This is a genomic window from Nocardia kruczakiae NBRC 101016, from assembly GCF_001612965.1.
In the GTDB taxonomy this organism is placed as follows: domain Bacteria; phylum Actinomycetota; class Actinomycetes; order Mycobacteriales; family Mycobacteriaceae; genus Nocardia; species Nocardia kruczakiae.
The window spans coordinates 61,426-86,379 of the sequence record NZ_BDBL01000026.1 but is presented as its reverse complement, the minus strand read 5'-3'; the positions used below and the strand labels follow the sequence as shown (position 1 = coordinate 86,379).

General features: G+C 70.1%; 20 protein-coding genes. 13 read left to right on the top strand and 7 right to left on the bottom strand.

What is annotated here, in order from left to right; all coding sequences use genetic code 11:
- Positions 1-106 precede the first annotated feature (106 nt).
- The 4 genes from NK1_RS19385 to NK1_RS19370 form a co-directional block, all read right to left on the bottom strand.
- Complete coding sequence (locus tag NK1_RS19385; RefSeq protein WP_084461216.1) at positions 107-1,840, bottom strand: NTP transferase domain-containing protein; 1,734 nt, start codon at positions 1,838-1,840, stop codon at positions 107-109.
- A 105-nt stretch (positions 1,841-1,945) separates the two neighbouring features.
- Positions 1,946-2,683 (bottom strand): VOC family protein, encoded by a 738-nt coding sequence (locus NK1_RS19380; RefSeq protein WP_063010509.1) that lies wholly within the window; start codon positions 2,681-2,683, stop codon positions 1,946-1,948.
- A 55-nt stretch (positions 2,684-2,738) separates the two neighbouring features.
- Positions 2,739-3,038 (bottom strand): MGMT family protein, encoded by a 300-nt coding sequence (locus NK1_RS19375; RefSeq protein ID WP_063001444.1) that lies wholly within the window; start codon positions 3,036-3,038, stop codon positions 2,739-2,741.
- A complete protein-coding gene (locus NK1_RS19370; protein WP_063010604.1) occupies positions 3,038-3,790 on the bottom strand; it encodes an alpha/beta fold hydrolase in 753 nt (250 codons plus the stop codon). The genes NK1_RS19375 and NK1_RS19370 overlap by 1 nt, the downstream gene beginning before the upstream one ends.
- A gap of 351 nt (positions 3,791-4,141) precedes the next feature.
- On the opposite strand from NK1_RS19370, the gene NK1_RS19365 reads away from it, so the two are divergent.
- Complete coding sequence (locus NK1_RS19365) at positions 4,142-7,675, top strand: ATP-dependent helicase (RefSeq protein ID WP_063010507.1); 3,534 nt, start codon at positions 4,142-4,144, stop codon at positions 7,673-7,675.
- Positions 7,672-11,400, top strand: a complete 3,729-nt coding sequence (locus NK1_RS19360) for an ATP-dependent helicase (protein ID WP_084461214.1) — start codon at positions 7,672-7,674, stop codon at positions 11,398-11,400. The genes NK1_RS19365 and NK1_RS19360 overlap by 4 nt, the downstream gene beginning before the upstream one ends.
- Positions 11,401-11,413: 13 nt before the next feature.
- Here the strand turns inward: NK1_RS19360 and NK1_RS19355 are convergent, their stop codons facing one another.
- On the bottom strand, positions 11,414-11,806 hold the full coding sequence (locus NK1_RS19355) for a DoxX family protein (RefSeq protein WP_036504380.1): 393 nt from the start codon (positions 11,804-11,806) through the stop codon (positions 11,414-11,416).
- 365 nt (positions 11,807-12,171) lie between these two features.
- On the opposite strand from NK1_RS19355, the gene NK1_RS19350 reads away from it, so the two are divergent.
- Together NK1_RS19350 and nudC are read left to right on the top strand one after the other, a co-directional pair.
- Entirely contained in the window at positions 12,172-13,230 is a 1,059-nt protein-coding gene (locus NK1_RS19350; RefSeq protein ID WP_063010505.1) for a potassium channel family protein, read from the top strand.
- A gap of 67 nt (positions 13,231-13,297) precedes the next feature.
- Positions 13,298-14,224, top strand: a complete 927-nt coding sequence (nudC, locus tag NK1_RS19345) for an NAD(+) diphosphatase (protein WP_063010503.1) — start codon at positions 13,298-13,300, stop codon at positions 14,222-14,224.
- 22 nt (positions 14,225-14,246) lie between these two features.
- Here nudC and NK1_RS19340 read toward each other — a convergent pair whose 3' ends face one another.
- Positions 14,247-14,498 carry a mycoredoxin gene (locus NK1_RS19340; RefSeq protein ID WP_269750196.1) on the bottom strand — a complete coding sequence of 84 codons (252 nt, stop codon included), beginning with the start codon at positions 14,496-14,498 and terminating at the stop codon, positions 14,247-14,249.
- 102 nt (positions 14,499-14,600) lie between these two features.
- On the opposite strand from NK1_RS19340, the gene NK1_RS19335 reads away from it, so the two are divergent.
- The 5 genes from NK1_RS19335 (at position 14,601) to NK1_RS19315 (ending at position 19,184) form a co-directional block, all read left to right on the top strand.
- Positions 14,601-15,038 (top strand): SRPBCC family protein, encoded by a 438-nt coding sequence (locus tag NK1_RS19335; protein WP_063010501.1) that lies wholly within the window; start codon positions 14,601-14,603, stop codon positions 15,036-15,038.
- A gap of 41 nt (positions 15,039-15,079) precedes the next feature.
- The gene (locus NK1_RS19330; protein ID WP_063010499.1) at positions 15,080-15,532 is read left to right on the top strand and encodes an EVE domain-containing protein; all 453 of its coding nucleotides are present in this window, start codon (positions 15,080-15,082) and stop codon (positions 15,530-15,532) included.
- The gene (locus tag NK1_RS19325) at positions 15,529-15,999 is read left to right on the top strand and encodes a MarR family winged helix-turn-helix transcriptional regulator (RefSeq protein WP_063010497.1); all 471 of its coding nucleotides are present in this window, start codon (positions 15,529-15,531) and stop codon (positions 15,997-15,999) included. The genes NK1_RS19330 and NK1_RS19325 overlap by 4 nt, the downstream gene beginning before the upstream one ends.
- 99 nt (positions 16,000-16,098) lie before the next feature.
- Positions 16,099-18,252 (top strand): ATP-dependent DNA helicase UvrD2, encoded by a 2,154-nt coding sequence (locus tag NK1_RS19320; protein ID WP_439955950.1) that lies wholly within the window; start codon positions 16,099-16,101, stop codon positions 18,250-18,252.
- A 644-nt stretch (positions 18,253-18,896) separates the two neighbouring features.
- Positions 18,897-19,184: a WhiB family transcriptional regulator gene (locus NK1_RS19315; protein ID WP_051042974.1), complete on the top strand. Its 288-nt coding sequence runs from the start codon at positions 18,897-18,899 to the stop codon at positions 19,182-19,184.
- A gap of 120 nt (positions 19,185-19,304) precedes the next feature.
- Here NK1_RS19315 and NK1_RS19310 read toward each other — a convergent pair whose 3' ends face one another.
- Positions 19,305-20,648: an ABC1 kinase family protein gene (locus tag NK1_RS19310; protein ID WP_063010601.1), complete on the bottom strand. Its 1,344-nt coding sequence runs from the start codon at positions 20,646-20,648 to the stop codon at positions 19,305-19,307.
- A 241-nt stretch (positions 20,649-20,889) separates the two neighbouring features.
- Here NK1_RS19310 and NK1_RS19305 point away from each other — a divergent pair, with 241 nt between their 5' ends.
- Genes NK1_RS19305 through NK1_RS19290 form a run of 4 tightly spaced genes read left to right on the top strand, consistent with a single transcriptional unit; the run spans position 20,890 to position 24,893 of the window.
- Positions 20,890-21,906: a hypothetical protein gene (locus NK1_RS19305; RefSeq protein WP_063010495.1), complete on the top strand. Its 1,017-nt coding sequence runs from the start codon at positions 20,890-20,892 to the stop codon at positions 21,904-21,906.
- A 5-nt stretch (positions 21,907-21,911) separates the two neighbouring features.
- Positions 21,912-22,895, top strand: a complete 984-nt coding sequence (locus NK1_RS19300; RefSeq protein ID WP_063010600.1) for a hypothetical protein — start codon at positions 21,912-21,914, stop codon at positions 22,893-22,895.
- A 36-nt stretch (positions 22,896-22,931) separates the two neighbouring features.
- Positions 22,932-24,194 (top strand): adenylosuccinate synthetase, encoded by a 1,263-nt coding sequence (locus NK1_RS19295; RefSeq protein ID WP_063010493.1) that lies wholly within the window; start codon positions 22,932-22,934, stop codon positions 24,192-24,194.
- A 9-nt stretch (positions 24,195-24,203) separates the two neighbouring features.
- Positions 24,204-24,893 (top strand): NUDIX hydrolase, encoded by a 690-nt coding sequence (locus NK1_RS19290; RefSeq protein ID WP_063010491.1) that lies wholly within the window; start codon positions 24,204-24,206, stop codon positions 24,891-24,893.
- Positions 24,894-24,954 lie beyond the last annotated feature (61 nt).

The following is a 24,954-nucleotide window of genomic DNA, read 5'->3' as shown; positions in this document are numbered from 1 at the left end:
ACCAGGGAACCCGCCGCGGGGTGCCGCCACCAGGGTTCGGCGCACTGTGCGCGCAACCGGTGCCGGCCGGGGACCGGCGTCGGCGGCATTCCTGGTCCGCGTGGCTTCAGCCCGGCAGGGGCAGATATTCGACCGGTTCGCCGTCGGCGGCGCCGGCGGGGACGACGACCAGACCGTCGCGATCGAGCAGCCCGGCCAGATGTGCGGTGCGGATATGGCCGTCGGCGACCCAGCCGCCCGCCTCGGCCGCCCGCGCGGGCAGGATGCGTGGCACCGGACCGGACACGTCGCCGGCGTTCAGGAGCGGTCCGGTCCGCACCCGCGCCGGTATGCGGCCGGTGAGACCGGACACGATGGCCGGGGCCAGCGCCCACAGCGTCGCGACCGCCGCGTAGGGATTACCGGGAAGCCCGAGAACTACAGGGCCGCTGGGCAATTCGGCGACCACGGTGGAGCCGCCCGGCCGCATCCGCAAGCGGTGCACCAGAATTCGTGCCCCGGCCCGATCCAGTGCGCCGCGCAGTTGGTCGGCCGCGCCACCACCGGTCGCGCCGACCACGACCAGCAGGTGGTCGTCGGTCGTATCGGCGAGCACATCGTCGAAGCCGTTGGGCGTGTCGCGCAGATGCACCCGGTCCGACGATTCGATTCCGTGCCAGGACAACAACTCCGGGAAGACGGGACCGACCGAATCGCGGGTCTGGCCGCTGCGCAGCGGGCCTTCGCTGCGAATTTCGTCGCCGGTCATCACGATTCGTGCCCGCACGGGTCCGCGGACCTGCGCGGTGACCACCTCGGCGGCGGTCGCGACGGAGATCAGTGCCGCGTTGACGGGGGTGCCCTCGGCCGCGACGATATCGCCGCTGTGCCAATCCTCACCGCGGTGGCGCACATCGTCGCGGATCGGCGCCTCGGGTAGCCGCCGCAGCAGCCCGTCGTCGAGCCGGACGAATTCGTCGCGCACCACGGTGTCGGTGCCCTCCGGGACGTGGGCACCGGTGGCGATGCGGACCGCCTCACCGGCGAGCAGGCCCACCGGTCGCTCACCACCCGCGAAGCCGACATCGTGGCGCAGGCGCCACGGCTCCTCACCCGACACCGCGTAACCGTCCATCGCCGACACGTCGAAGCGGGGCAGCGCCGAGGCGGCGCGCAGCGGGGCCGCCAACGCCGCACCCCGCACCGCCGCCGGCCGGGCCTCGTGCACCGGCAGCCGGGTGATGCCGGTGCGCAGCACGTCGCGGGCCTGCGCCAAGGACAACGCCGGGGCGGCGGCCTGGGCCGCGCGCACCTGCTCCGGGGTGTCGCAATCGGTGATACCGGGCAGCGTCACCATCAGGGTGTCGACCGGGACCAGCGCCTTCATCGGCTGATTGGTCACCGAATCCAGCTGCCGCAGGGCCGACAGCAGCGCCGTTCGCCGCCACACCCCGACCAGATATTGCGGACGGCCGGACTCGTCGGTGGCGAACACCGCATCGGCATCGGAAGTCGTTGCGTGCCCGATCAATTCGCCGATCACGGCGGAGGTGAGAAAGGGCAGGTCGGCGGCCAGGACCACGACCAGATCGGCCGGGAAATCACATTCCTCGAGGGCGCGGACCGCGCGCGCGACGGCCGCGACCGGGCCGGCTCCGGCCGGCACCTCCTGCACCTGCCGGATCTCGGGCGCCAGTTCGGGCCGATGCGGGCCGACCACCACCGTGCGCACACAGTCGGCGACCGCGTCCAGCGCCACGGTGAGCATCGCGCGCCCGCCGACGGCGATCGCGGGTTTGTCCACCCCGCCCATCCGGGTCGCCCGCCCACCGGCCAGCACGATCGCGTCGACAGTGGTCACAGCGGCTCACCCGGGAGGTTGATCATGGACCGATGGTAAACCGCCCACATCGGACGGCGAACGGCACGCGGACGCGCACACGCCCGCCGTCTGCTCGCGACCACGTCAATCGCACGGCGCGCGCAACAACCGGAAGCGGTTCGTCTCCGGATCGGTCAGCATCGCCTGAGCCGGTGGATGCACTGCGGCGCCGTGGCAGGGGACGGCACCGGCCGCGGTGAGTCGGGCGACCTCGTCCGCGGGATCGCCGGTGGAGTAGGTGACGACGTCCAGGTGGACGCGATCGCATTCGCGGGCCGCGACCTGGGTGCGCAGGAATTCCAGCCACGGACCCTGACCGGTGGCCGAGCGGATGCCGGACATCCGCGATTCGTCGTGGGTCAGCGGCCAGCCCGCGGCGGTCTCCCAGAACCGGGCCAGCCGGGTGGGATGCGGAGTATCGACGACGATCGCGGCGACCGCGCCGGTATCCACATATTCCTCGCGCGGTTCCAGGACACAGAATTCGTTGCCCTCGGGGTCGGCGAGCACCGTCCAGGGCACCGCGCCCTGGCCGATATCGATCGGCCGCGCGCCCAGCGCCAGCGCCCGATCCACCTGTACGCGTTGATGATCCAGCGAACGCCCGACCACATCGAGATGGATGCGGTTCTTCCCGGACTTGGGTCCGGCCGTCGGCACGAACATCAACGACACATCGGCGGCATCCGGATCGGAAGCAGCCACCTCGACCGCGTGCGGACGGTCCACGGTGATCTGCCAGTCGAGCAACTCCGCCCAGAACCGCGCCACGTTCCGTGGCCGGATCGCATCGAACACCACGCACGCCAGACGGGTGGTCATTCCTCCACGGTAACCGCCGAACCGGAGTAATGGGCGAATTCGGATATCGGCGCCGTCAGTGGTCGAATCGGTGGCGGGCGGCGGCCAGGTCGACGCGGTCGCCGCGGATCGGACAGCCCTCCTCGGCCAGCCGGCGCAACTGGCGCTGGACCAGATGGCTCGCCGGGGTGCCGTCGGCACGCAGCACCCGATGCCAGGGCAGGTCGGCGGAGTCGGTGCGCATGATCCAGCCGACGGTTCGCGGCGTCGACAGTCCGGCCGCCGCCGCGATATCGCCGTAGGTGGCGACCCGGCCGGGCGGGATGGCCGCGACCAGTTCCCGCACCCGCTCGATCTCGGCGTCCGTGGTGGGCATCAGAGCACCGACCGGACGACGGCCGCGGTCTCGGCGGGACGTGCCTGGGCGACCATGTGGTCGCAGTCGAATTCGTGCAGCGTGAAATCCGGGAGCGTGGCGAACGCCTCGACGGTCGCGGGGGTGACGAACGGCGATTTACCGGCGCGGACCAGCACGGTCCGAATGTGCGGCGGCGGCAGGACCAGCTCTCGCGCCAGCTGACTCCAGTAGGACGTGACGGCGGGCAGGCTCATCCGCCACGTGACCCGGCCCTCGGGCGTATCGACCAGGTGTTCGGCGAGTTCGGCGTCGAGAAGTTCGGGGGCCACATCGGCCCAGGCCGTCTCGAGTTTGTCGTGGCGCGCCTCGGCGATGTCGGCGTAGTCCGGCCGCGCCAGACCCGCCTCGGCGATGTCGTGCAGCAGAACCGGATCGAGGGCGATCGCGGGATCCAGCAGCACCAGTGCGCGGACCAGATCGGGGCGGTGACGGGACAGGTGGACGGCGACCGCCGCTCCGAACGAATGCGCCACGACGACCGCCGGTTCGGCGAGCAGCGGAACCAGATCGTCGACGATCTGCTCGAAGGTCCATGGCGGCAGCGAACTCGCCCGCCCGTGGCCGCGCAGGTCGGGAGCGATGACGCGAACCTCGGGTAACTGCCCCTCGGCCAGCGCGCTCCACCGCCGCCCGTGTCCGGTCAGGCCGTGCAGGGCGAGGACGAGCGGGCCGTCGGCGGGGCCGAATCGATGAATAGGGGCGTCGGGCACCCGATCATTGTGCCGTCGGCGCGGCGGCGGTGCGACCGGTGCGTTCCGTTCGCGCGAATCGGGCACGGGGATTGCCGGACGCTGGCCGCGCCGGTGAACCGCCGGGGAACGACTGCGACGGTGGGATTTTCGGCCCGATATTCGCAGCGGCCCCGCCGCGCTGCGGCGCGGAACGACATACAAGCTCTCCACCAGGCATTATCAACCGCAGGCGGAGACCGGCGCGAATTCGTGAATATCGCCCGGACAGGCGTGGCGCCGATCACAACACGGACACATCGGATGCACGGGGTGCGTTTGCTGTCACGGAATTCGATCCTGTCGGGGGTGTCTGTTGAAATAGCGCGTGTGATGCGATCGGATAGCTCGGTGCGACTGGTGCGCCGCAGTGAGACCGCACCCCGGTTACGCGAATGGGGTGCCGATGTCCGAACGCTGTTCGCGGGTGGGTCGGGCGCGGACCCGGGCTGGCGGCCCTGGCAGGTGCTGGGCGGGCCCGGCACCGGGAAAACCGCGCTGCTCACCGATCTCGCCGCCGATCGCATCGTCGCGGGCGCCGACCCGGAATCGGTGCTGGTGCTCACCCATTCCAAACAGGCCGCGCTGCGAGTGCGCAACGCCCTCACCCGGCAGTTGACCGCGCTCGCACCCGAACTCGGCGGGGTGCCGGGCGCCGGGCGCGAGCCGATGGTGCGCACGGTGCACTCCTACGCCTTCGCGATCCTGCGCACGCACGCGGCCGCCCGCGGCAATCCGCCGCCGCGGCTGCTGACCGGCGCCGAGCAGGACGTGGTCCTGCGCGAGATGTTGCGCGGCGAACTCGCCGACATGTCATCCGGTGCCGAGGTGCTGTGGCCACCGCGCCTGCACGCCGCACTCGGCACCAACGGTTTCGCCGAGCAACTGCGCGACCTGATGTTGCGCGCCACCGAGCGCGATCTGGGACCCGAGGATCTGATCGAACTGGGGCGCCTGCACGAACGCGAGGAATGGGAGGCGGCCGGATCGTTCGCGCAGCGCTACGAACAGTCGATGCTGTTGCGCTGGTCGGTCGGCGTCCAAGCCCCCGAGGCCAGCGCCCCCGCCCTGGACGCCGCCGAACTGGTCGGCGCCGCACTGGACGTGCTGATCGAGGACGAGGAACTGCTCTCCGCCGAGCGCGAACGCATCCGCACCCTCCTGGTCGACGACGCCCAGCATGTGGATCCGCTTGCCGCACAACTGATTCGCGCGATCGGATCCGGCCCCGCGACCACCGTCGTGGCCGGCGACCCCGATCAGGCGGTCTTCAGTTTCCGGGGTGCGGATACCCGTTTCGTCACCGAACCCGACGCCCCACCCGAACGCCGGATCGTCCTGCACGACGATCATCGCTGCGCCCCGGCGGTTCACGATGCGGTCGCGCGGATCGCCGCCCGCATGCCGGGCCGGACCGAGCACCGCTTCGACGTGCGGACCGGCGGACCTCATCTCCTCGGCGATCCCGCCGTCGACGGGCAGGCGCTGGTGCGGGTTCTCACCACCCCGGCCAAGGAGGCGGCGCTGATCGCCGACCACCTGCGGCGGGCGCATCTCACCGCGGAGGTGCCGTGGTCGCGGATGGCGGTGATCGTGCGCTCGGTGCCGCTGTCGCTGGGCCCGTTGCGCCGCGCGCTCACCGCCGCGGGAGTGCCGGTGCTGCAACCGAAACCGGACACACCGCTGGCCCGGCGGCGCGGCGCGGCGTGGATGCTGCAGTCGCTGCGCGCCCTGCTGGTGGTCGAACGCGGGCGTCCGGAGATGTTCTCCGAAGACGATGCGCTCGATCTGCTGCTCGGGCCGCTGGGCGGAGCCGATCAGATCAGTCTGCGACGACTGCGCCGCGGCGTTCGCCGCGCGCTGATCGAGCGCGGATATCCCCGGACCGAGCCGAACGCGAGCGGCCCGGGCGAGGCGGAGCCGGTCGCCGACGGCGAGCCGGCAGCCGAATTGTCCACGCGGACAGGCGAACCAGGATCGAACGTGGCCGGTGATGCCGATTCCGCACCGCTGGCGAGCGGACCGGCGCGCGGTTCATCGACAGTCGAGGAGTCGCCGGAGGCCCTCGCACCCTATTCCGAGCTCGACCGGTCCTCGGCTGTCGTCTTGCGCGACCTCATCACCGGAGTCGGTGATCGCACCCTGCTCGATCGGCTCACCGAGGTCGAGGTGGCGCCGCTGGTGCGGGTGCTGCGGGCGGTCGACCGGGCGCGGCGGGCGCTGCGGCGTGGGGCCGGGGTCGAGGACGCGTTGTGGGCGTTGTGGACCGCGTCGCGGCTGGAGAAGCGCTGGGTGGCGCAGTCCGAGCGCGGCGGCGCCGGTGCCGTGCAGGCCGACCGCGACCTGGATGCCGCCGTCGGTCTGTTCGATGCCGCTGCCGCCTACGTCGACCGGCTGCCCGGCGCATCCGTCGAGGGATTCGTCGAATATCTGGAACAGCAGGAGATCAACCAGGATTCGGCTCCGCTGACCGAACCCGGTGACGCGGTGGCGATTGTGAGCGCGCACGCCGCGGCCGGCCGGGAATGGGATGTGGTGGCCGTCGCCGGAGTGCAGGAGGGGATCTGGCCCAACCTGCGTCCGCGCGGGACCCTGCTCGGCATCGAGGAACTGGTCGACCTCATCGGGGGCGTGGCCGATCCGGGGGAGCAGGTCAGCCGGGCCGCGCCGATCCTCGCCGAGGAGCGCCGGCTGCTGCTGCTGGCGTGCAGCCGGGCCCGCCACAGCCTGCTGGTGACCGCGGTCGAATCCGTCACCGGCGACCGCGATCTGGTGCCGTCCCGGTTCCTGGCCGAACTCGATCCGGAGGCGGAACCGGGGGAGCCGGGACGTATTCCGCCACCGGTCGATCCGGGGCGCGCCCTGGTCGCACAGGCCCTGATCGCCGAATTGCGCGGCGTGGTCTGCGACGACGGCGCCGATCCCGCCCGCCGGGACCGAGCCGCCACCCAATTGGCCCGTCTGGCCGCGGCCGGTGTGCGCGGCGCCCATCCGGACGAGTGGTACGGCATCGCGGACCCGAGTTCGGAACTGGCGCTGTGGGACGACGGTGACGGGCCGGTCGCGTTGTCGCCGTCGACGGTCGAGCTGTTGCAGACCTGTCCGCTGCGCTGGGCGCTGGAACGACACGGCGGCAGCGACGGGGACAATCCGCATGCCGTCAAGGGCAATCTCGTGCACACCCTGGTCCAAGCGCTGGCCGGGCGAGTGACCGAGGACCAGGTGAAGGCGGCGCTGGTCAAGGCATGGAAGGCCGTCGACCCGAGTTCCGGGGAGGACGGCCCGCACAGCTGGCACTCCCGGCTGGAACTGCGCCGCACCGAATCGATGGTCGACACCTTCCTGGCTTGGTTGCGCAACACCCGGGCCGAGTTGGCCGAGGTGGGTGTCGAGGTGCCGGTGGACTGTGTTCTGCCGGCCCGCGACCCGGACGAGGTGCCGGTGCGGATCCGCGGCCGCGTCGACCGGGTGGAGCGTGACGCGCTGGGCCGTTTCGTCATCGTCGACGTCAAGACCGGCAAGACCCCGATCTCCAAACAGGCCGCTCAGGATCACGCCCAGCTGGCGACCTACCAGGTGGCCGCCGGGGCGGGCGGATTGTCGGCGGAGGTGGACGGCGACCGGATCGAACCGGGCGGCGCCCGACTCGTCTACGTGGCAAAACCGAGCCGCGACGGGGCCACCGAGCGGTTGCAGACCGCGCTCGATTCCGAAGGTATCACCCAGTGGCGCAAGGCGATTCACGATGCGGCGGCCGCCACCCGCGGGCCCGGCTTCCTGGCCATGCGCAACGACGGCTGCCGGCACTGCCAGGTCGCCGGCAGTTGCCCGGTGCAGGACACGGGCCGCCAGGTGACGGATCGATGACGATCACGCCGGAGCAGTTGGCGCAGGCGCTGGGCCTGCCGCCACCCACCGACGAACAGTCCGCCGTCATCGCCGCACCGCTCGGCCCGACCCTCGTGGTGGCGGGTGCGGGCGCGGGCAAGACCGAGACGATGGCCGCGCGGGTGGTCTGGATGGTCGCCAATCGACTGGTGGCCCCGGACGCGGTGCTGGGACTGACGTTCACCCGAAAAGCCGCGCAGCAGTTGACGACTCGCATTCGCACCCGCCTGGCGCGGCTGGCCGGATCGCCGCTGCTGCGCGAGATCGACAGCACCGGGCGGCTGCGCGCGACCCTGGTCGGATCCGAGCCGGAGATCAGCACCTACCACTCCTACGCCGGGCGGCTGCTGTCCGAACACGGTCTGCTGCTGCCCGTGGAGCCCTCGGCCACACTGCTCACCGAAACCCAGCTGTGGCAGCTCGCGCACCGCGTGGTCACCGGCTGGGACGGCGATCTCGATACCGAGCGCACCCCGGTATCGGTCACCGAGGCGGTGCTCGCGCTGTCCGGTCAGCTCGCCGAACATCTGGTGGAACCCGAGCAGTTGGCGGTGGCACATCGGGAGCTGGAACGGCTGGTGGAGACGCTGCCTCCCGGTCCGCGCCAGCGCGGCGGCCCGAATCAGGAGCTGCGCGGGATCGTCAAAGCCCAGCAGGACCGGGTGGCGCTGCTGCCGCTGGTCGCGCGGCTCGGCGAGGAGTTACGGCGCAGGGGCGCACTGGATTTCGGCTCGCAGATGTCGCTGGCCGCGCGGCTGGCCGCCACGCACGCCGAGGTCGGTGCGGCGGAGTGCGAGCGATTTCGCCTGGTGCTGCTGGACGAATATCAGGACACCGGGCATGCCCAGCGCATTCTGCTCGCAGCACTGTTCGGTGACCGCGGCGCGGTCGGCATCGGCGCCGAGGCGCCGGAGACGGATGTCGCCACCCGCCCGGCGGTGACCGCGGTCGGCGATCCGATGCAGTCCATCTACGGCTGGCGCGGTGCGTCGGCGGCCAACCTGCCCCGCTTCACCACCGATTTCCCGGCCGCCCCGAATGTCGCCGCGCCGGTGTTGCCGCTGCTGACGAGCTGGCGCAATCCGCCGGAGGCGCTGGATCTGGCGAATCTGGTCGCCGAACCACTCCGCGGCGCCGAGGGCGGGGTCACCGTCGACGCGCTGCGTCCCCGGCCGCTGGCGACGGCCGGAACGGTCGCGCTGGCTCTCACCGAAACCGTTGCCGACGAACGGAAGTGGGTTGCCGAGCGGATCGCGGCGGAATGGGAGCAGTGTGCCGACGCCGGACGGCCGCCCCCGACCTCCGCGGTCCTGGTGCGCCGCAACGCCGACGCCGCGCCGCTGGCCGAGGCGTTGCGCGCCCGGGGGCTGCCGGTGGAGATCGTCGGCCTGGGCGGTCTGCTCGCCACCCCGGAAGTGGCCGATATCGTCGCCACCCTGCGGTTGATCGCCGATCCGGCGGCCGGCAGTGCCGCGATGCGCATCCTCACCGGCGCGCGCTGGCGGTTGGGCGTGAGCGATCTGAAGGCGTTGTCGGCGCGGGCGCGGGAGCTGTCGATCGCGGGGACGCCGGGCCGCGCGGAACCGATCACCGACGCCGCGGGGCTGTCGGATGCGCTGCGGGCCGTGGCGCCCGAACCCGCCGAACAAGCCGGCATCGCGGATGCGATCGCCGACCCCGGTCCGGCGCAACGGTATTCGGAGCTCGGTTACGCGCGCATCGTCGCGCTGGGGCGGGAGCTGGCGGCGCTGCGCGAACGCAGCGGGCAGTCGCTGCCGGAACTGGTCGCCGATGTGGAACGCACGATCGGGGTCGGTGTGGAAACCCAGACCCGCCGCGCGGCCGCCGGAGCCGGTGCGGGGCGCGAACATCTGGACGCCTTCGCCGACGTGGTCGCGGGTTACGCCGGTGACCACCGCGCCACCCTGCCCGGCCTGCTGAGCTTCCTCGCCGCCGCCGAAGAGGTCGAAAACGGTTTGGAGCCGGGCGAAGTCGAGGTGGCGCACGACCGGGTCCAGGTGCTCACCGTGCACGCGGCCAAGGGGCTGGAATGGGAGGTCGTGGCCGTACCACACGTATCGCGCAGCCTGTTTCCCTCCGGGAACGCCGCCGCGACCTGGCTCGGCGCACTCGCCGAACTCCCCACCTCGCTGCGTGGCGACCGGCAACGCGACAACGACGGTGACACAACGGATTCCGCGCCCGCGCGCGACGGGGTTCCGGTCCTCGACCTCACCGAACTGTACGACCGCGCGGATCTGGAACGGGCGATCAAACAGCACAAGGAGGCGCTGGCCCGCCGCCGCCTCGACGAGGAACGCCGCCTGTTCTACGTCGCGCTCACCAGAACCGAACGCGCACTGTTCGTTTCGGCCCACCACTGGGCCGAGACCGGTTCCACGCCGAAGGGGCCCTCGGATTTCCTGCTCGAACTGAAACGGTGGACCCAACATCCGGAGTCTCCTGGACACGGCACCGTGCGCGTCGACCTCTGGGCCGACCCACCACCCCCCGACGCACCCAATCCCTTCACCGACAATCCCGCCGTGGCCGATTGGCCCCGCGACCCGCTCGGCGTGCGGCGGCGGGCGGTCGAAGCGGGCGCGGCCCTGGTCCGCACCGCGCTCGCGCATCTTCCGCCCGAACCTCGGGAGCATCGCACCCAGCCGGCGAAGGGCCGAACCGCTCCCGTCCGGGCCGAGATCCCCCCGGTCCCCTCCCGCCGGGCCCACGACGCCTCGAGCGAACTCGAATCCCCGCGCCAGCTGGACCTGTTCGACGACCTGACGCACGACCCCGCGACCTCCGGCACGGACCGCACGGCCTCCGGCAACGGATCGGCAGACGGTGCGGCCCCCGACCACGATCCGGATCCCGAAGGCTGGGCCGACGATGTGGATGCCCTGCTCACCGAGCATTTCGCGACAGTCGAGGGCATTCACGAAGTGGAGTTGCCCGCGCAGCTGCCCGCCACCGCGCTGGTGGATATGCGGGCCGATCCGGCCAAGCTCGCGGCGCGGCTGCGGCGGCCGCTGCCATATCCGCCGAGCCCGCTGGCCCGGCGCGGCACCGCCTTTCACGCTTGGTTGCAGCGCTGGTTCGGCGCGGTCGGGTTGCTCGATTTCGACGAACTGCCCGGCGCCGCCGACAGCGGTGCGGGCGACGCCGACCTGATCCGGTTGCAGGAGGCGTTCCTGGCCTCGCCCTGGGCCGACCGCAACCCCATCGACGTCGAAGTGGGATTCGAGACCAGCATCGGCGGCACCCTCATCCGCGGCCGCATGGACGCGGTGTTCAGCGAACCCGGCGGCCGCTGGCTGGTCGTGGACTGGAAGACCGGCGCGGAACCGTCACGCGCGGAAGAACGCTCGGTCGCGATGCAGCTGGCCGTCTACCGGGTCGCCTGGGCCCGCATGATGGCCGCGCAGATCGGGGAAGCCGAAGAGCTCGTACTCGACAAGGTCGGCGCCGCCTTCCATTACGTCCGCAGCGGCCGGACGGTCGCGCCCGCCGAACTGCCGGGGCCGGCCGAGCTGGCCGATCTCATCGCCGAGGTCGCGCCGGCCTGGGCGCCGCCCGCCGACCCGCGGGAAGGGGCCGGTCCGGAACTCGCCGACCTTCCGCCCGACGCGGAGTACGGCGATGAGCTGCCGCCCGACCCGGTGTCCGACGCCGATTTCGACCCGGACTACCCGCCCGGGTGAAAGTCGTTGCCGCTCAGGCGGCGTCGCGGCTGATGCGCAGAGCCTGGGTGATCATCGGGACCTGGAACGGCAACCGCAGCACCGACACCCACTTGATCGCCTTGGCCGCCTTCGGATTTCGCACCGAATCGGCGGCGAACTGGATGTTGGCCGGGAAGACCGCCAGGAACAACAGCGCTGCCAGCCGGCCGCCGAGTCGCCGGGTGCGCGGAGCCGCCAGGGCGGCCGCCACACCGATTTCGGCCACACCCGACGCGTAGGTGTAGGTCCGGGCCCGGCCCGGGAGAGCGGGCGGCACGATCGAATCGAAGGGCTTGGGCGCCACGAAATGCAAGGCGCCCATGCCGAACAGTGCGGTGCTCATCAGCACCGCTCGCCGCTGCGAGGCCCGACCGGCGTCACTCATGCTGTGTCCTTTCTTCGCCCCGGCTGCCGCGCGCTCTCCGCCGCGAGTGGGGTCGCTCCGTGGTGACGCTACGCTGCCGCATCCGCCCCCGCCTCCGCTCCCGCCCACTCACGCTGTGTTGTTTTCGGCGTGAGTGGGGTCGCTGCGTGGAAACGCTTCGCTGCCGCCTCCGCTCCTGCCCACTCACGCTGTGTTGTTTTCGGCGTGAGTAGGGTCGCTGCGTGGAAACGCTTCGCTGCCGCCTCCGCTCCTGCCCACTCACGCCGGGCGGTTCCCACTCGCGTGCCCAGTCCGTGGAGTCGGCATCCGGCCGGTACGCTGCCGATCTGTGGCACAGGTGAGCAACGACATGTCCGGGGGATGCCGTGTTCGGTGACAGCTCACGAGGTCTGGGCCGTTTGACGGAACGCCCCGATTACGCGCTGGTCGGCATTCTGCGTATTCCGGAGATCCGGACCAGTCCCTGGGTCTCGCTGACCCGCCGGGTCGCGTTCGCGGTGTTGCTGCTGGTGGCGGCGACATTGGTGGTCTATTTCGGCCGCGCGGGATATCACGACAACCGCGGCGAGGAACTGACCCTGCTCGACGCCGCCTACTACTCGACGGTCTCGTTGTCGACCACCGGCTACGGCGACATCGCCCCGATCACGGAGCAGGCGCGGCTGATCAACACGATCGTCATCACCCCGCTGCGCGTGCTGTTCCTCATCGTCTTGGTCGGCACCACCCTGCAGGTCCTCACCGAGCGGTCACGGCAGGCGTTCAAAATTCAGCGATGGAGGCAGAAGGTGCGTAATCACACCGTGGTCGTCGGATACGGCACGAAGGGCCGGACCGCGGTCGACGCCATGCTCGGCGACGGGGTGCAACCGGCCGAGATCGTGGTGGTCGACACCGACGCGACCGTGCTGGAGGCCGCGGCCAACGCCGGGCTGGTGACCGTGCACGGCTCGGCGACGCAATCGGATGTGTTGCGGCTGGCCGGAGCTCAGCACGCGGCCTCGCTGGTCATCGCCGCGAACCGCGACGACACCGCGGTGCTGGTCACGCTCACCGCGCGGGAACTCAACGCCAAGGCCAAGATCGTCGCCTCGATCCGCGAGGCCGAGAACACCCATCTGTTGCGGCAATCCGGTGCCGATTCGGTCGTGGTCTCCTCGGAGACGGCGGGCCGGCTGCTCGGTATCGCGACCACCACCCCCAGCGTCGTCGACATGATCGAGGACCTGCTCACTCCGGAGGCCGGTTTCGCGATCGCCGAGCGGGACGTGGAATCCGACGAGGTCGGCGGCTCGCCGCGGCATCTGCGCGATATCGTGCTCGGCGTGGTCCGGGAGGGCACGCTGATCCGGGTCGACGAGCCCGAGGTGGACGCCCTGGAAACCGGCGACAAACTGCTCTACATCCGCCGCGTGCACAAATAGCCCGGACGGCGGCCCCCGGCGGGGTTCCTCCTCCGGGCCCGCGCGACCAGCGCGATACTCTCGAAGCGTGTCGGTATTCGAACTGAATGGTCTTCCCCTGCTGTCGCGTTCCGCCCTCGATCGGGCCGAGACGTTGCGCTCGGACGAGCAGGCGCTGAAACAGGGGTGGGCCGAGGCCAAACTGGTGCGGATGAACCGGCGGGGACAGGTCCGGATCGACGGCGATCAGCTCGTGCTGGAAGCGGCGCTGGACTACGCGGCCGAGCCGGTGCCGGAGGCGGTTCTGCTGGGTGTGGTCGACGGCGCGCACATCTGGGCGATTCGCGACAACGAACTCGACGGTCAGCTGATGGACCTGCGGGTGGTGGGCGCTGCGCTGCACCTCGACGATGTGATCCTCGGCATCCTGTCCACCGCACTGGCGCTGCTGAACTGGCACGACCGCGCCCGCTACAGCGCCGTCGACGGCAGCCCGACCACCGTCTCGAATGCCGGCTGGTCGCGCGTCAACGCTTCCGGGCACGAGGAATTCCCGCGCATCGACCCGGCCATCATCTGCCTGGTGCACGACGGCGGCGACCGGGTTCTGCTGGGCCGTCAGCAGAACTGGCCGGAGAAGATGTTCTCGCTGCTGGCCGGTTTCGTGGAGGCGGGGGAGTCGCTGGAACGCTGCGTCGAGCGCGAGGTCCGCGAGGAGGTCGGCGTCGCGGTGCGCGATATCCGCTATCTCGGCAGTCAGCCGTGGCCGCTGCCGCGTTCGCTCATGCTGGGGTTCGCCGCGGTCGCCGATCCCGACGCGCCGCTGGTCTTCTCCGACGGCGAGATCGCCGAGGCCCACTGGTTCACCCGCGACGAGGTGCGCACGGCGCTGGCCGCGGGTGCGTGGGGTTCGGTCACCGGCGACACCGGAAATGCCGAGCAGCAGCGGCTGCTGCTGCCGGGCTCCATCTCCATCGCCCGCACCATCGTCGAATCCTGGGCTGCGGCAGGCTGATTCGCCCGCGACTCGCCGCCGGTCAGCCGATCGCGGCGAGCGCGGTCTTCACCTGGGCGAGGCTCGGGTTGGTGGCAGTGGATCCGTCGGAGTATTTGACGGTCGGCACCACGTGGTTGCCGCCGTTCACGCTGCCGACGAATTCGGCCGCTTCGGGGTCCTGTTCGATGTCGACGACGGTGTAGGTGATCCCCGCCTCGTCGAGTTGCTTCTTGAGGCGGCGGCAATATCCGCACCAGGTCGTCGAGTACATGGTCAGGTCAGTAGCAGTCACGCCTGATTGAACATCGAATCGGTTTTCCGTGTTCCCCCGGCTGGTTGTGACCTCCGCCGGAGGGGACTTGCCAGACAGATAGTAAGCGCGCATACTAAATGCATGACACAGATCGCCGCAGCTCACGCCGTATCCACCGCCGCGCCCGCCGACTTCTTCGCGGTCTGGGCCGATATGGCCGCCTGGCCGGAATGGAACGCCGACACCGAGTGGGTCCGGCTGGACGGCCCCTTCGTCGAGGGCGTCACCGGGACCCTGAAGCCGAAAGGTGGACCGAAGGTCGCGTTCGTGGTCGAGAAGCTGACCGATGAGGAGTTCATCGACGTCTCGCGGCTGTTAGGCGCTCGGCTGACCTTCGCCCATCGCGTGGTCGGGACGGCCGCGGGCACCGAGGTGACGGTGACCATCTCGATGACCGGCCCGCTGCGCCGGCTGTGGTCGGCGCTGATGGGCGGCGGACTGGCCGATTCCGTCCATCGCGACCTCGCGGCGCTGGTCGAGACGGCCGAGGCGCGCCGCCCCGTTCCGGGCGGCCACTGAATCGGTTCCGGGCACTCACTGAATCGTTCGAGGAGGGCATCATGAACAAGTACTGGCTGGCCGTCGTCTCTCGCGATCACGTGCGGCGCGGGGTGGCGCTCGGCATCGTCCAGGCCAATCACGGCAAGCGTGCCGCGGTCGAACGGATGCGGCCGGGCGACGGGCTCGTCTACTACTCGCCCAGAACCGGTATGCGCGAGGGGGAGCCGGTCAAGTCGTTCACCGCGATCGGCACGGTCGACGACCGGCCCGCGTGGCAGGCGGAGGATCCGGGCGGCTGCTTCCGGCCGTGGCGGCGCGCGGTGACCTATCGCCCGGACGCGCACGACGTCGCGATCGATACGGTGCGCGGTGATCTCGATCTCACCAGCGTCCCCAACTGGGGCATCGTGCTGCGCCGCGGTGTGGTGGAACTGAGCCCACACGATTTCGAGGTCATCTCGCAGGCCATGCTGGGAGCGGACGCGGGTGAGCGGTCGGGAGCGGCCCGATGAGCGACGAAACTCGCTCGCTGCGAACGGAATTCGGTAGTGCCGACGAGAGTCCCGGCCTGTTGTTGTGGCAGGTGACCAACCGGTGGCAGGCGGCGGTGCGCGCGGCTCTGGCCCCGTTCGATCTCACCCACGTGCAGTTCGTTCTGCTGGCGGCGCTGACGTGGTTCGGCGGATCGCATGCCGACACCCCCGTCACCCAGCGCGATCTCGCCGCCCATGCCGCCACCGACCCGATGATGACCTCCCAGGTACTGCGCGCCCTCGAACGGAAGGGCCTGATCGAGCGGCGCGATCATCCGCACGACCGGCGCGCGAAGTCCCTCGTCCCCACGAAAGCCGGTGTGGCACTGGTGAATCGCGCGATCGTCGCGGTGGAGGACTGCGACCGGGCCTTCTTCGGTCCGTTGCAGGATCGGACCGCCGGCTTCGCCGCATCGCTGCGGACGCTGCGCGACGCGCGGAGTTGAGCGACGCTCGGGCCGGCCGAGGGCAACGCGGCTGCGCACGCGGGGTGCCTGGTCACCGCGGGCGTCGTCGCGGCGGCGCGGATGTCGGTGGTGCCTGTCATGATGGAGCGCGTGCCTGCCCCGACCTCATCGACCAGCCTGCGGCTCGACGGGCTCGACCCCGAGCAGGCTGCCGCGGTGCGGGCTCCGCGCGGCCCGGTGTGTGTGATCGCCGGCGCGGGCACCGGAAAGACCAGGACCATCACCCACCGCATCGCGCATCTGGTCTCGGCCGGGCATGTGCGCGCCGACCAGGTGTTGGCGGTGACCTTCACGGCCCGGGCGGCCGGTGAGCTGCGGGCCCGGTTGCGCGCGCTCGGCCTGGGTGGTGACGCGCAGACGGTTCAGGCGCGCACGTTCCACGCCGCGGCGCTGCGGCAGCTGAAGTACTTCTGGCCACAGATCGTCGGTGACGTGCCGTGGAAGCTCATCGACTCCAAATTCGCGGTCGTCGCCCAGGCCGCGCAGCGCGTGGGGCTGCCGACCGCGACGGAGAACGTGCGTGATCTGGCGGGGGAGATCGAATGGGCGAAGGCCTCGCTCATCGCGCCGGAGGACTACGCCGGCGCCGCCCAGCGCCGCCACCGCGACATTCCGTATCAGGCGGACAAGATCGCGGCCGTCTACACCGGCTACGAGTCGTTGAAGAACACTCCGGACGGTCTGCTGCTCGATTTCGACGACCTGCTGCTGCACACCGCCGCCGCGCTCGAGGACTACCCGGCCGTGGCCGAGGAGTTCCGCGGCCGCTACCGATGCTTCGTCGTCGACGAATATCAGGACGTGACCCCGCTGCAGCAGCGCGTCCTCGACGCGTGGCTCGGCGATCGCGACGATCTGACCGTGGTCGGCGACGCCAACCAGACGATCTACTCGTTCACCGGCGCCAGCCCGGCCTATCTGCTCGATTTCTCCCGCCGGTTCCCCGACGCCACCGTCGTCCGGCTGGAACGGGACTACCGGTCGACGCCGCAGGTGGTGTCGCTGGCCAATCGCGTGATCGGCGCCGCGCGCGGCCGCATCGCGGGGACCCGGCTGCAGTTGGTCGGGCAGCGCGCCGACGGGCCGGAACCGTCCTTCACCGAATACGACGACGAGGTCGCCGAGGCCACCGCCGTCGCCAAGGGCATCGCCGCCCTGCTCGGGCAGGGTGTTCCGGCCGCCGAGATCGCGGTGCTGTATCGCATCAACGCCCAGTCCGAGTTGTACGAGCAGGCGCTGACCGAGGCGGGCATTCCCTATCAGGTCCGTGGCGGCGAGGGGTTCTTCCAGCGTGCCGAGGTCCGGCAGGCGGTGCAGGCGCTGCGCCAGGCGGGAGCCCGCGACGATCTGCCCGCGGCCCGCGGTCCCGAGGTCGTGACGCTCGTGCGCGCTGTCCTCGCCCGGCTGGGACTCACTGCCGAGGAGCCGGCCGGTGCGCAGGCTCGCGAGCGCTGGTCGTCACTGGTGGCCCTGGTACAGCTCACCGAGGAACTCGCCGCCCACGATCCCGCCCTCGAATTCGCCGGGCTGCTACGGGAATTGGCCGTCCGCGCCGAGTCCCGCCACCCACCGACCGTGCAGGGCGTCACCCTCGCCTCGCTGCACGCGGCCAAGGGGCTGGAGTGGGATGCGGTCTTCCTGGTCGGGCTGACCGACGGCACCCTGCCCATCGCCCATGTGCTCGGTGAGGGTGGCGCGGTGACCGACGAGGCCGCACTGGAGGAGGAGCGGCGGCTGCTCTACGTGGGCGTGACCCGCGCGCGCGAACACCTGCGGTTGTCCTGGGCGCTGTCGCGCGCCGACGGCCGGCGGCGCAACCGGCGGCGCAGCCGATTCCTCACCGGGCTGGTGCCGGAGGATTCCCCGGCGTCGATGATCGCTCAGCAGGCGGGGACGCGGGGTGGACGCGGGCGCCGGCTGCCGGTCTGCCGGGTGTGCGGGCGTTCGCTGCTCAATTCCACCGACACGCTGCTCGGGCGGTGTTCGGGCTGTCCGGCCGAGGTGGACACCGAACTGCTCGGCGCGCTGCAGGAATGGCGGCGGCAGCGGGCCGAGGAATTGCAGATCAAACCGTTCGCGGTGGTGAGCGTCAAAACGCTGACCGCGATCGCCGAACAGGTGCCGATGGACGAGGACGCGCTGGCCGCGATTCCGGGCATCGGACAGCAGAAGTCGCAGCAGTTCGGTCCGGAGCTACTGGCGATCGTGCGATCACGGGTGCGCAACCGGTGATTCGGCGAGCGTGCCGCGAATGACAAAACCGCAGGTGAAAAATAGGTTGTGCGGTTGTGTATCGCACCCGTAGGGTGGTGATCACGCGCTGGGAGGGCATTCCGGTGCGCACAGTGATCAGTCGGATAACGAGTAGGAGGGAGGTAGACAAAATGAACAACATCGTGACTCTCGCTTCGAGAAGCGTTGTGGCACCGATGGTTTCTGTCGTGTCCGCCTCCCGGGGGGTCCTCGCCTTGCAGGGGACCGGTCTGTCTGTCGCAAGCATTATCGGTGCTCGACCGCAAGCGCCCGCATATGCAATTGCCGCAGACAAGTCCGAGTGGGGTTGGCATCAGGCACACATCGGTTTCCACACCGACGCAGCCCACGCCTTCGCAGTGGAAGCCGATCGTATGACGGCGAATCTGCAGGCAGCCCGCCTCCGCAATGCACACCCAGCGACCGTGATCAGTAGCCGACATCGAAGTCGGTTCAGGTAGCACCAGCTACCGCAGCCTCCTGGCCACGGATCGCCCGAAGCGAAACCGTGGCCACAGTTCTTTTTCGGCCTCCAGCCACCGGCACCGGTTTCGCGGAAGACAACGAAACGACCGCTGCACGAGCTGAAGGAGCAAGACGTGTCCACCGCGACCGCTACTCGCGTGACATGCCGATCGACCCAGGCCTCGAGGCCGGCCCGCACCCGCGGTGTCGCGCTCGCACTGCCCTGCCGAGTCGGTGACCCGGACCTGTGGTTCGCCGAAAGCCCCACCCAGCTGGAAGAGGCCAAGACACTGTGCGCTTCCTGCCCGATCCGCAAGGGCTGCCTCGCTGCCGCCCTGGATCGCGGTGAACCCTGGGGTGTCTGGGGTGGCGAAATCTTCGAACAGGGCGTCGTGATCGCCCGCAAGCGGCCGCGCGGCCGCCCGCGGAAGGTCGCACTGGCGTGATCGGCGCCGGTTCGGGCCGAGCGCGGATCCGCCTCGGCCACTTCTGGGAACACGAACAAGCCCCGCATCCGATGTCGGATGCGGGGCTTGTCCCATATCGGCGCCCGGCGGGGCGAAGGATCAACTGGCGCTGCGGTATTCGGCGTAGCCCGGCACCCAGTCGTGCATCAGCTTCATGAACGGCACCTCGGCGTCGAGCTGTGCGCAGATGCCGATCGAACCCATCAGCACCCGGAACACCATGATGTGTTCGGCCGGAAGTTGCAGTGACATACCGGTTTTCATCTCCGGGCGGCTCACATCGGTGGCCTTGCCCGCCACGCGCTGCATCCACTTGCGGGTGAAGTGGAACGAATCCTCGCGGATGGGATCGGTGAACGGGCGCAGATAGTCGGCGATCTCCGCATGTGTGACGGTGCGGCCGGGAATCACCCAGCCGTTGCTGTACATCAGATCGGTCAGTTCCTCGAACCGATCCTCGACCGCCATCGCCACCATCTGGCCGAGTACCGGCGGGAACCCGTCGGGCAGCGGTGCGCAGGCGCCGAAATCCAGCACCGCCAACCGGCCGTCGTCGAGCATCATGAAATTGCCGGGGTGCGGGTCCGCATGCAGCAGTCCCGCCAGGGCGGGGGAGGAGAAGTGGAATTCACCCATCAGCGTTGCCACGCGGTTGCGCAGCTCGACCGTGCCCGCCGGATCCTCCTGCCCGCGCTTGATGATCTTGGACACCGCGGTGCCGTCGAGCCATTCGGTGACGATCACCTTCGGCGCCCCGGCCACCACCTTCGGTACCAGGAACCGCGGGTGGCCGTCGAAGGCCTTGGCGAAACGGCGCTGGTTGGCGGCCTCGGTGCGGTAGTCGAGCTCTTCCTCGGTCCGTTCGGTGATCTCGGCGAGGATGGGTTTGACGTCGGCGCCGGGGACGACGGCGCCGATCATGCCGGCCATCCGATTGAGGGTCTTGAGGTCCGCGCGCAGTGCCTCGTCGGCGCCGGGGTACTGGACCTTCACCGCCACCGTGCGGCCGTCGGACCATTCGGCCTTGTGCACCTGTCCGATACTGGCCGAGGCGGTGGGGGCGTCGTCGAAGGAGCGGAAGCGCTTGCGCCACGCCGTGCCCAGCTGTTGGTCCAGCACGCGGTGCACCGCGGCGGCCGGCAGCGGCGGGGCGGCGGCCTGCAGTTTGGTCAGCGCCTCGCGATAGTGCTCGCCGAACTCCTCGGGTACGGCGGCCTCCATCACCGACAGCGCCTGCCCGAATTTCATTGCGCCGCCCTTGAGCTCGCCGAGAACGGAGAAGATCTGCTCGGCGGCCTTCTGATTCAACTCCGCATTGATCTCGCTCTTGTCGCCGCCGGCGAGTTTGCGGCCGAACCCCACAGCGGCCCGTCCCGCGATACCGAGTGGAATCTTCGCCAACTTGGCGTTGCGGGATGAGCTACGGCGCACAATCTCAGACACACCCCCATCATGGCTGACCCACCGTGCCGCGTGCCATGTGAATTGCGTGAACTCCACCCCCGGACCGAGACGTGTCATCGGTCACAGTGGGGCCGGTCCGGGTGATCGTCGGTGCGCGCGAGCGCCTGCGAAACGGCTCATCCGTGGTGGTCGGGGGCCACTGGCGACGAGTTTTAGTGGGTTTGACTAAAAGTTGGCCGAAGGTCTGGTTCCCCATGTTTTAGTCGTATAGACTAAAAGTATGACGACAGCGCGAGAGGCCGCGGCGGCCATCAGGGAGGTGCGACGCGCGGAAGACCTGTTCGGCACGGCGACAACGGATTCGGCCACTCGCCGCACCGCGCATCGGACGTATCTGCGGCTGGCCGCCGCGCTGCATCCGGATCGGGTGCCCGCTGCCGAGGCCGAGGGGGCCACTGCGGCATTCGTTCGCCTCGGTGAGCTGTACCGGAGCTGGCTCACGGCCGGGCGGGCCTTCGAGGTGTGTGGTGTGCGGGGGCGGTATCGCCTCGATGCGATGCATGCCCGCGGTTCCGTCGCGGACGTGTACCGCACCGATTCGGCCGCGGTGGTGAAGATCGCACGGCGCCCGGCCGCGAATTCGCTGCTGGCGAACGAGCGGAACGCGTTGACGGATATCGCCGCGCTCGCCGGGGAGCACGAGTGGCTCGCGCCGTACTTTCCGCGCCTGATCGACACCGTCGACCGCACCGACATCGAAACCGGCGAGGTGCGCGCGATCAATGTGCTCGATGCGCTGACCGACGGGTTCGTGACGCTGGCCCAGGTCCGCGCCGCCTTTCCGGGAGGGCTCGACCCGCGCGACTACGCCTGGATGCACCGGCGGCTGCTGCGCTGCCTGGCCGGTGCCGCGGCCGCGCACTGGGTGCACACCGCGGTCTCCGCGGAGAACGTGCTCATCCATCCGCGGCTGCACGGGGTGGTGCTGGTCGGCTGGTCGTTCGCCACCCGGCCCGGGCGGGTGCCCGTGGCCACGCCGGCCTCGATCGACTATCCGCCCGACATCGGCACCGGGGTCTGCCCGCGCACCGATGTGTATCTGGCCCACCGGCTACTGCTCACCATGCTCGGCGCCCGCGCGCCCGCGCCGATGCGCGCCTTCGCCGAGGGATGTCTGCAATCGGCACCGAGGCTGCGGCCCGACGCCCGCACCCTGCTCGACGAATTCGACGACCTGCTCGACCGGCTGTACGGCGCCCGCCGCTTCCGGCCGTTCGAACTACCGAAAGGACAGTGATCACCATGGGATACGGACAGTGGGACGACAGCGCCTACGACGCCGCCCGCACCTTCCGCGCCGCCCGCGGACTCGACGACTTCGGCTATACCGTCGACATGCGGGCCAAGCCCTATACGGAATGGGTCGCCCATCCGCTGCTCGACCCCTTCGGCGTCGGACTGCGCGAATCGCGCGACTCCGCCGAGCACGGGGCCTCGCTGCCGATCGCGGTGCTGTTCGACGTCACCGGGTCGATGGGGCGGGTCCCGCGCATCATGCAGGAGAAACTGGCTACCCTGCACGGTCTGCTGCAGCGCAAGGGGTACGCCGAGGATCCGCAGATTCTCTTCGGCGGGATCGGCGATGCCGACTGTGATCGGGTGCCGCTGCAGATCGGGCAGTTCGAATCCGACAATCGGATGGACGAACAGTTGCGGCTGATTCTGCTCGAAGGCGGCGGGGGCGGACAGAAATCCGAAAGTTATGAGCTGGCAGCGTATTTCATGGCTCGGCACACGGCGACCGACGCGTGGGACAAGCGCGGGCGCAAGGGATATCTGTTCATCGTGGGCGACGAGCTGAACAAGCCGCGCCTCGCCGCCGGGCACGTGCGCCGGGTGATCGGCGACGATGTGCACCAAGACATTTCGGTTCCCTCGATCTACCGCGAGCTGGCCGATCGGTGGCATGTGTACTACATCCTGCCGAATCAATCCCACTACTACACCGATCCGGAGATCTTCGAGCACTGGCGGGGAGTGCTCGGGGAGCGGGTCCTGCGCCTGGACGATCCGGCGGCGGTATGCGAACTCATCGCCCTGACCATCGGCATCGGCGAGGATCGCGTCGACCTGGGTGCCGGGCTGGCCGATCTGCGCGATATCGGGTCCGCCGACGCCGCCGACGTCGTCGGTAAGGCACTGGCCCCGATCGGTACTCCCGGCGGTCACCGCAGTGCGGGCGCGCTGCCGGCGGCGACCCCGGGCGACGACGACGTCCGGTTCTGACCGCGAATCCGATTCGAAAAGCGAAGGGAAATCACCATGTTCGGCGACCGGCATGTGATCGTGGTCGATCTGGGATTCGGTGACGCCGGGAAAGGCGCCACCGTGGATTGGCTGTGCTCGCCACAGGCCGGCTTGGACGTCGCGGCCGTCGTGCGCTTCAACGGCGGCGCGCAGGCCGCGCACACCGTGATCGCCGACGGCCGCCGACACACCTTCCGGCAGTTCGGATCGGGCACGCTGTCGGGCGTGCCGACAGTGCTGTCGCGGCACGTGCTCGTGGATCCGATCGCCCTGGCGGCCGAGGCCGAAGCGCTGACCGCGCTGGGCGTCGCCGATCCGCTGGGATCGATCTTCGTCGACGAGCGGGCGCTGCTGACCACTCCGATCCACGGAGCCGCCAACCGCTGCCGGGAGGATGCGCGGGGTACCGCCCGGCACGGTTCCTGCGGGATGGGCATCGGGGAGACCGTGCGCTACGCCCTCGAGCACGATGCGCCCAGGATCCGGGACTGCCGCACTCCGGATATCCTGCGCCGCAAACTGATCGCGCTGGAGCGGCACTTCGCACCGCTGCTGGCCGGCGGGCAGCACGGCTACGAACCGATCGATGCCCTGATCGAGGCCTATACGGAATTCGCGCGGTCGGTGGCGCTGGTGCCGGGTGAGCAACTCGCGGTATTCGCCGCCGCGGGCCGGCTGATCTTCGAGGGCGCCCAGGGCGTACTGCTCGACGAATGGCGGGGCCTGCATCCCTACACCACCTGGTCGACGGTGGAGCCCCGCCATGCCCGCGCCATGCTGGCGCGCATCGGGGAACCGGGCACGGTACTCGGAGTGACACGCGCGTACCAGACTCGCCACGGCGCGGGCCCCTTTCCGACCGAGGATGCGGCATTGTCGATCCCGGAGCCGCACAACGCCACCGGCCCGTATCAGGGTGTCTTCCGCGTCGGGCATCTGGATCTGGTTCTGCTGCGCTACGCCGTGGAAGCGTGCGGGGGAATCGACGCGCTCGCCATCAACCATCTGGATCTCGTGGCCGGTCGTGACGATATGCGCACCGTCGCAGGCTATTTCACCCCGGACGGATATCGGGACCGGCTCGATTGCGGTCCCTGGCGGGATCTGGACCATCAGCGCCGGCTGACCGGCCTCGTCGCGCGCAGCACCCCCGATCTTGTGGCGCTGCCCGCGGAGGTACCGGAATACCTCGAACACCGGCTCGGAGCACCGGTGGTGCTGACCGGGCACGGGCCCGATCGTGCCGATCGCGTGGCCCGGGTCGCCGCTGCGGCATGATGGTTCGCCGTGGAGCAGCAATCCGCCGTATCGCTCGATGTCGTCGCGCTCCGATTCGGCGCCGACGACACGACCGTCACCTTCGGGGTGGCGCCCCGGCAATGGGATCCGTTCGCCGGCGAGCTCGCCCTGCCGGGTGTGCTGCTCGGCCGCGGTGAGCGGCTCGCGACGGCGGCCCGCCGCGCGATACACAGCAAACTCGGTGTGCCCGACGATGCGATCCTCGCCGTCGGGCAACTGGTCACGTTCGACGAGCCGAATCGCGATCCACGCGGCCCGACACTCTCGATCGCGATGTGGGCGGTTCTCGGTGACGCCGCAGCATCCCCCGGGTCGAGCAATGGTGAAACCGGCGGCGCTGCAAGCCTTCTCGATGTCCGGTGGGTTTCGTTCGACGACGTCCCGCCGCTGGCCTTCGACCACACCATGATCGTCGAGGTCGCCCGGGAACGGCTCGCCGACATGCTGTGGAAGGATCTCACCTTCACCCGCGCCCTGATCGGAGAACATTTCCCCGCCACCCGCGCCGTGGCCCTGGCCACCGCGTTGTCCGGCGCTCGTCCCGACCCGGGCAACCTCAACCGCACCCTGGCCGCGATCCCCGGGCTCACCCGAACCGGGGAACGTATGCGCACCAAGGCCACCGGACGTCCGGCGGCCGTCTGGTCCTTCACCGACTCGGCCCCCGGCGAGCGCTGAGCCGGCGACACCAACCCACCTCGCGGCCGAGGCGATAACGGCCCAGCCCTCCTGCACGACG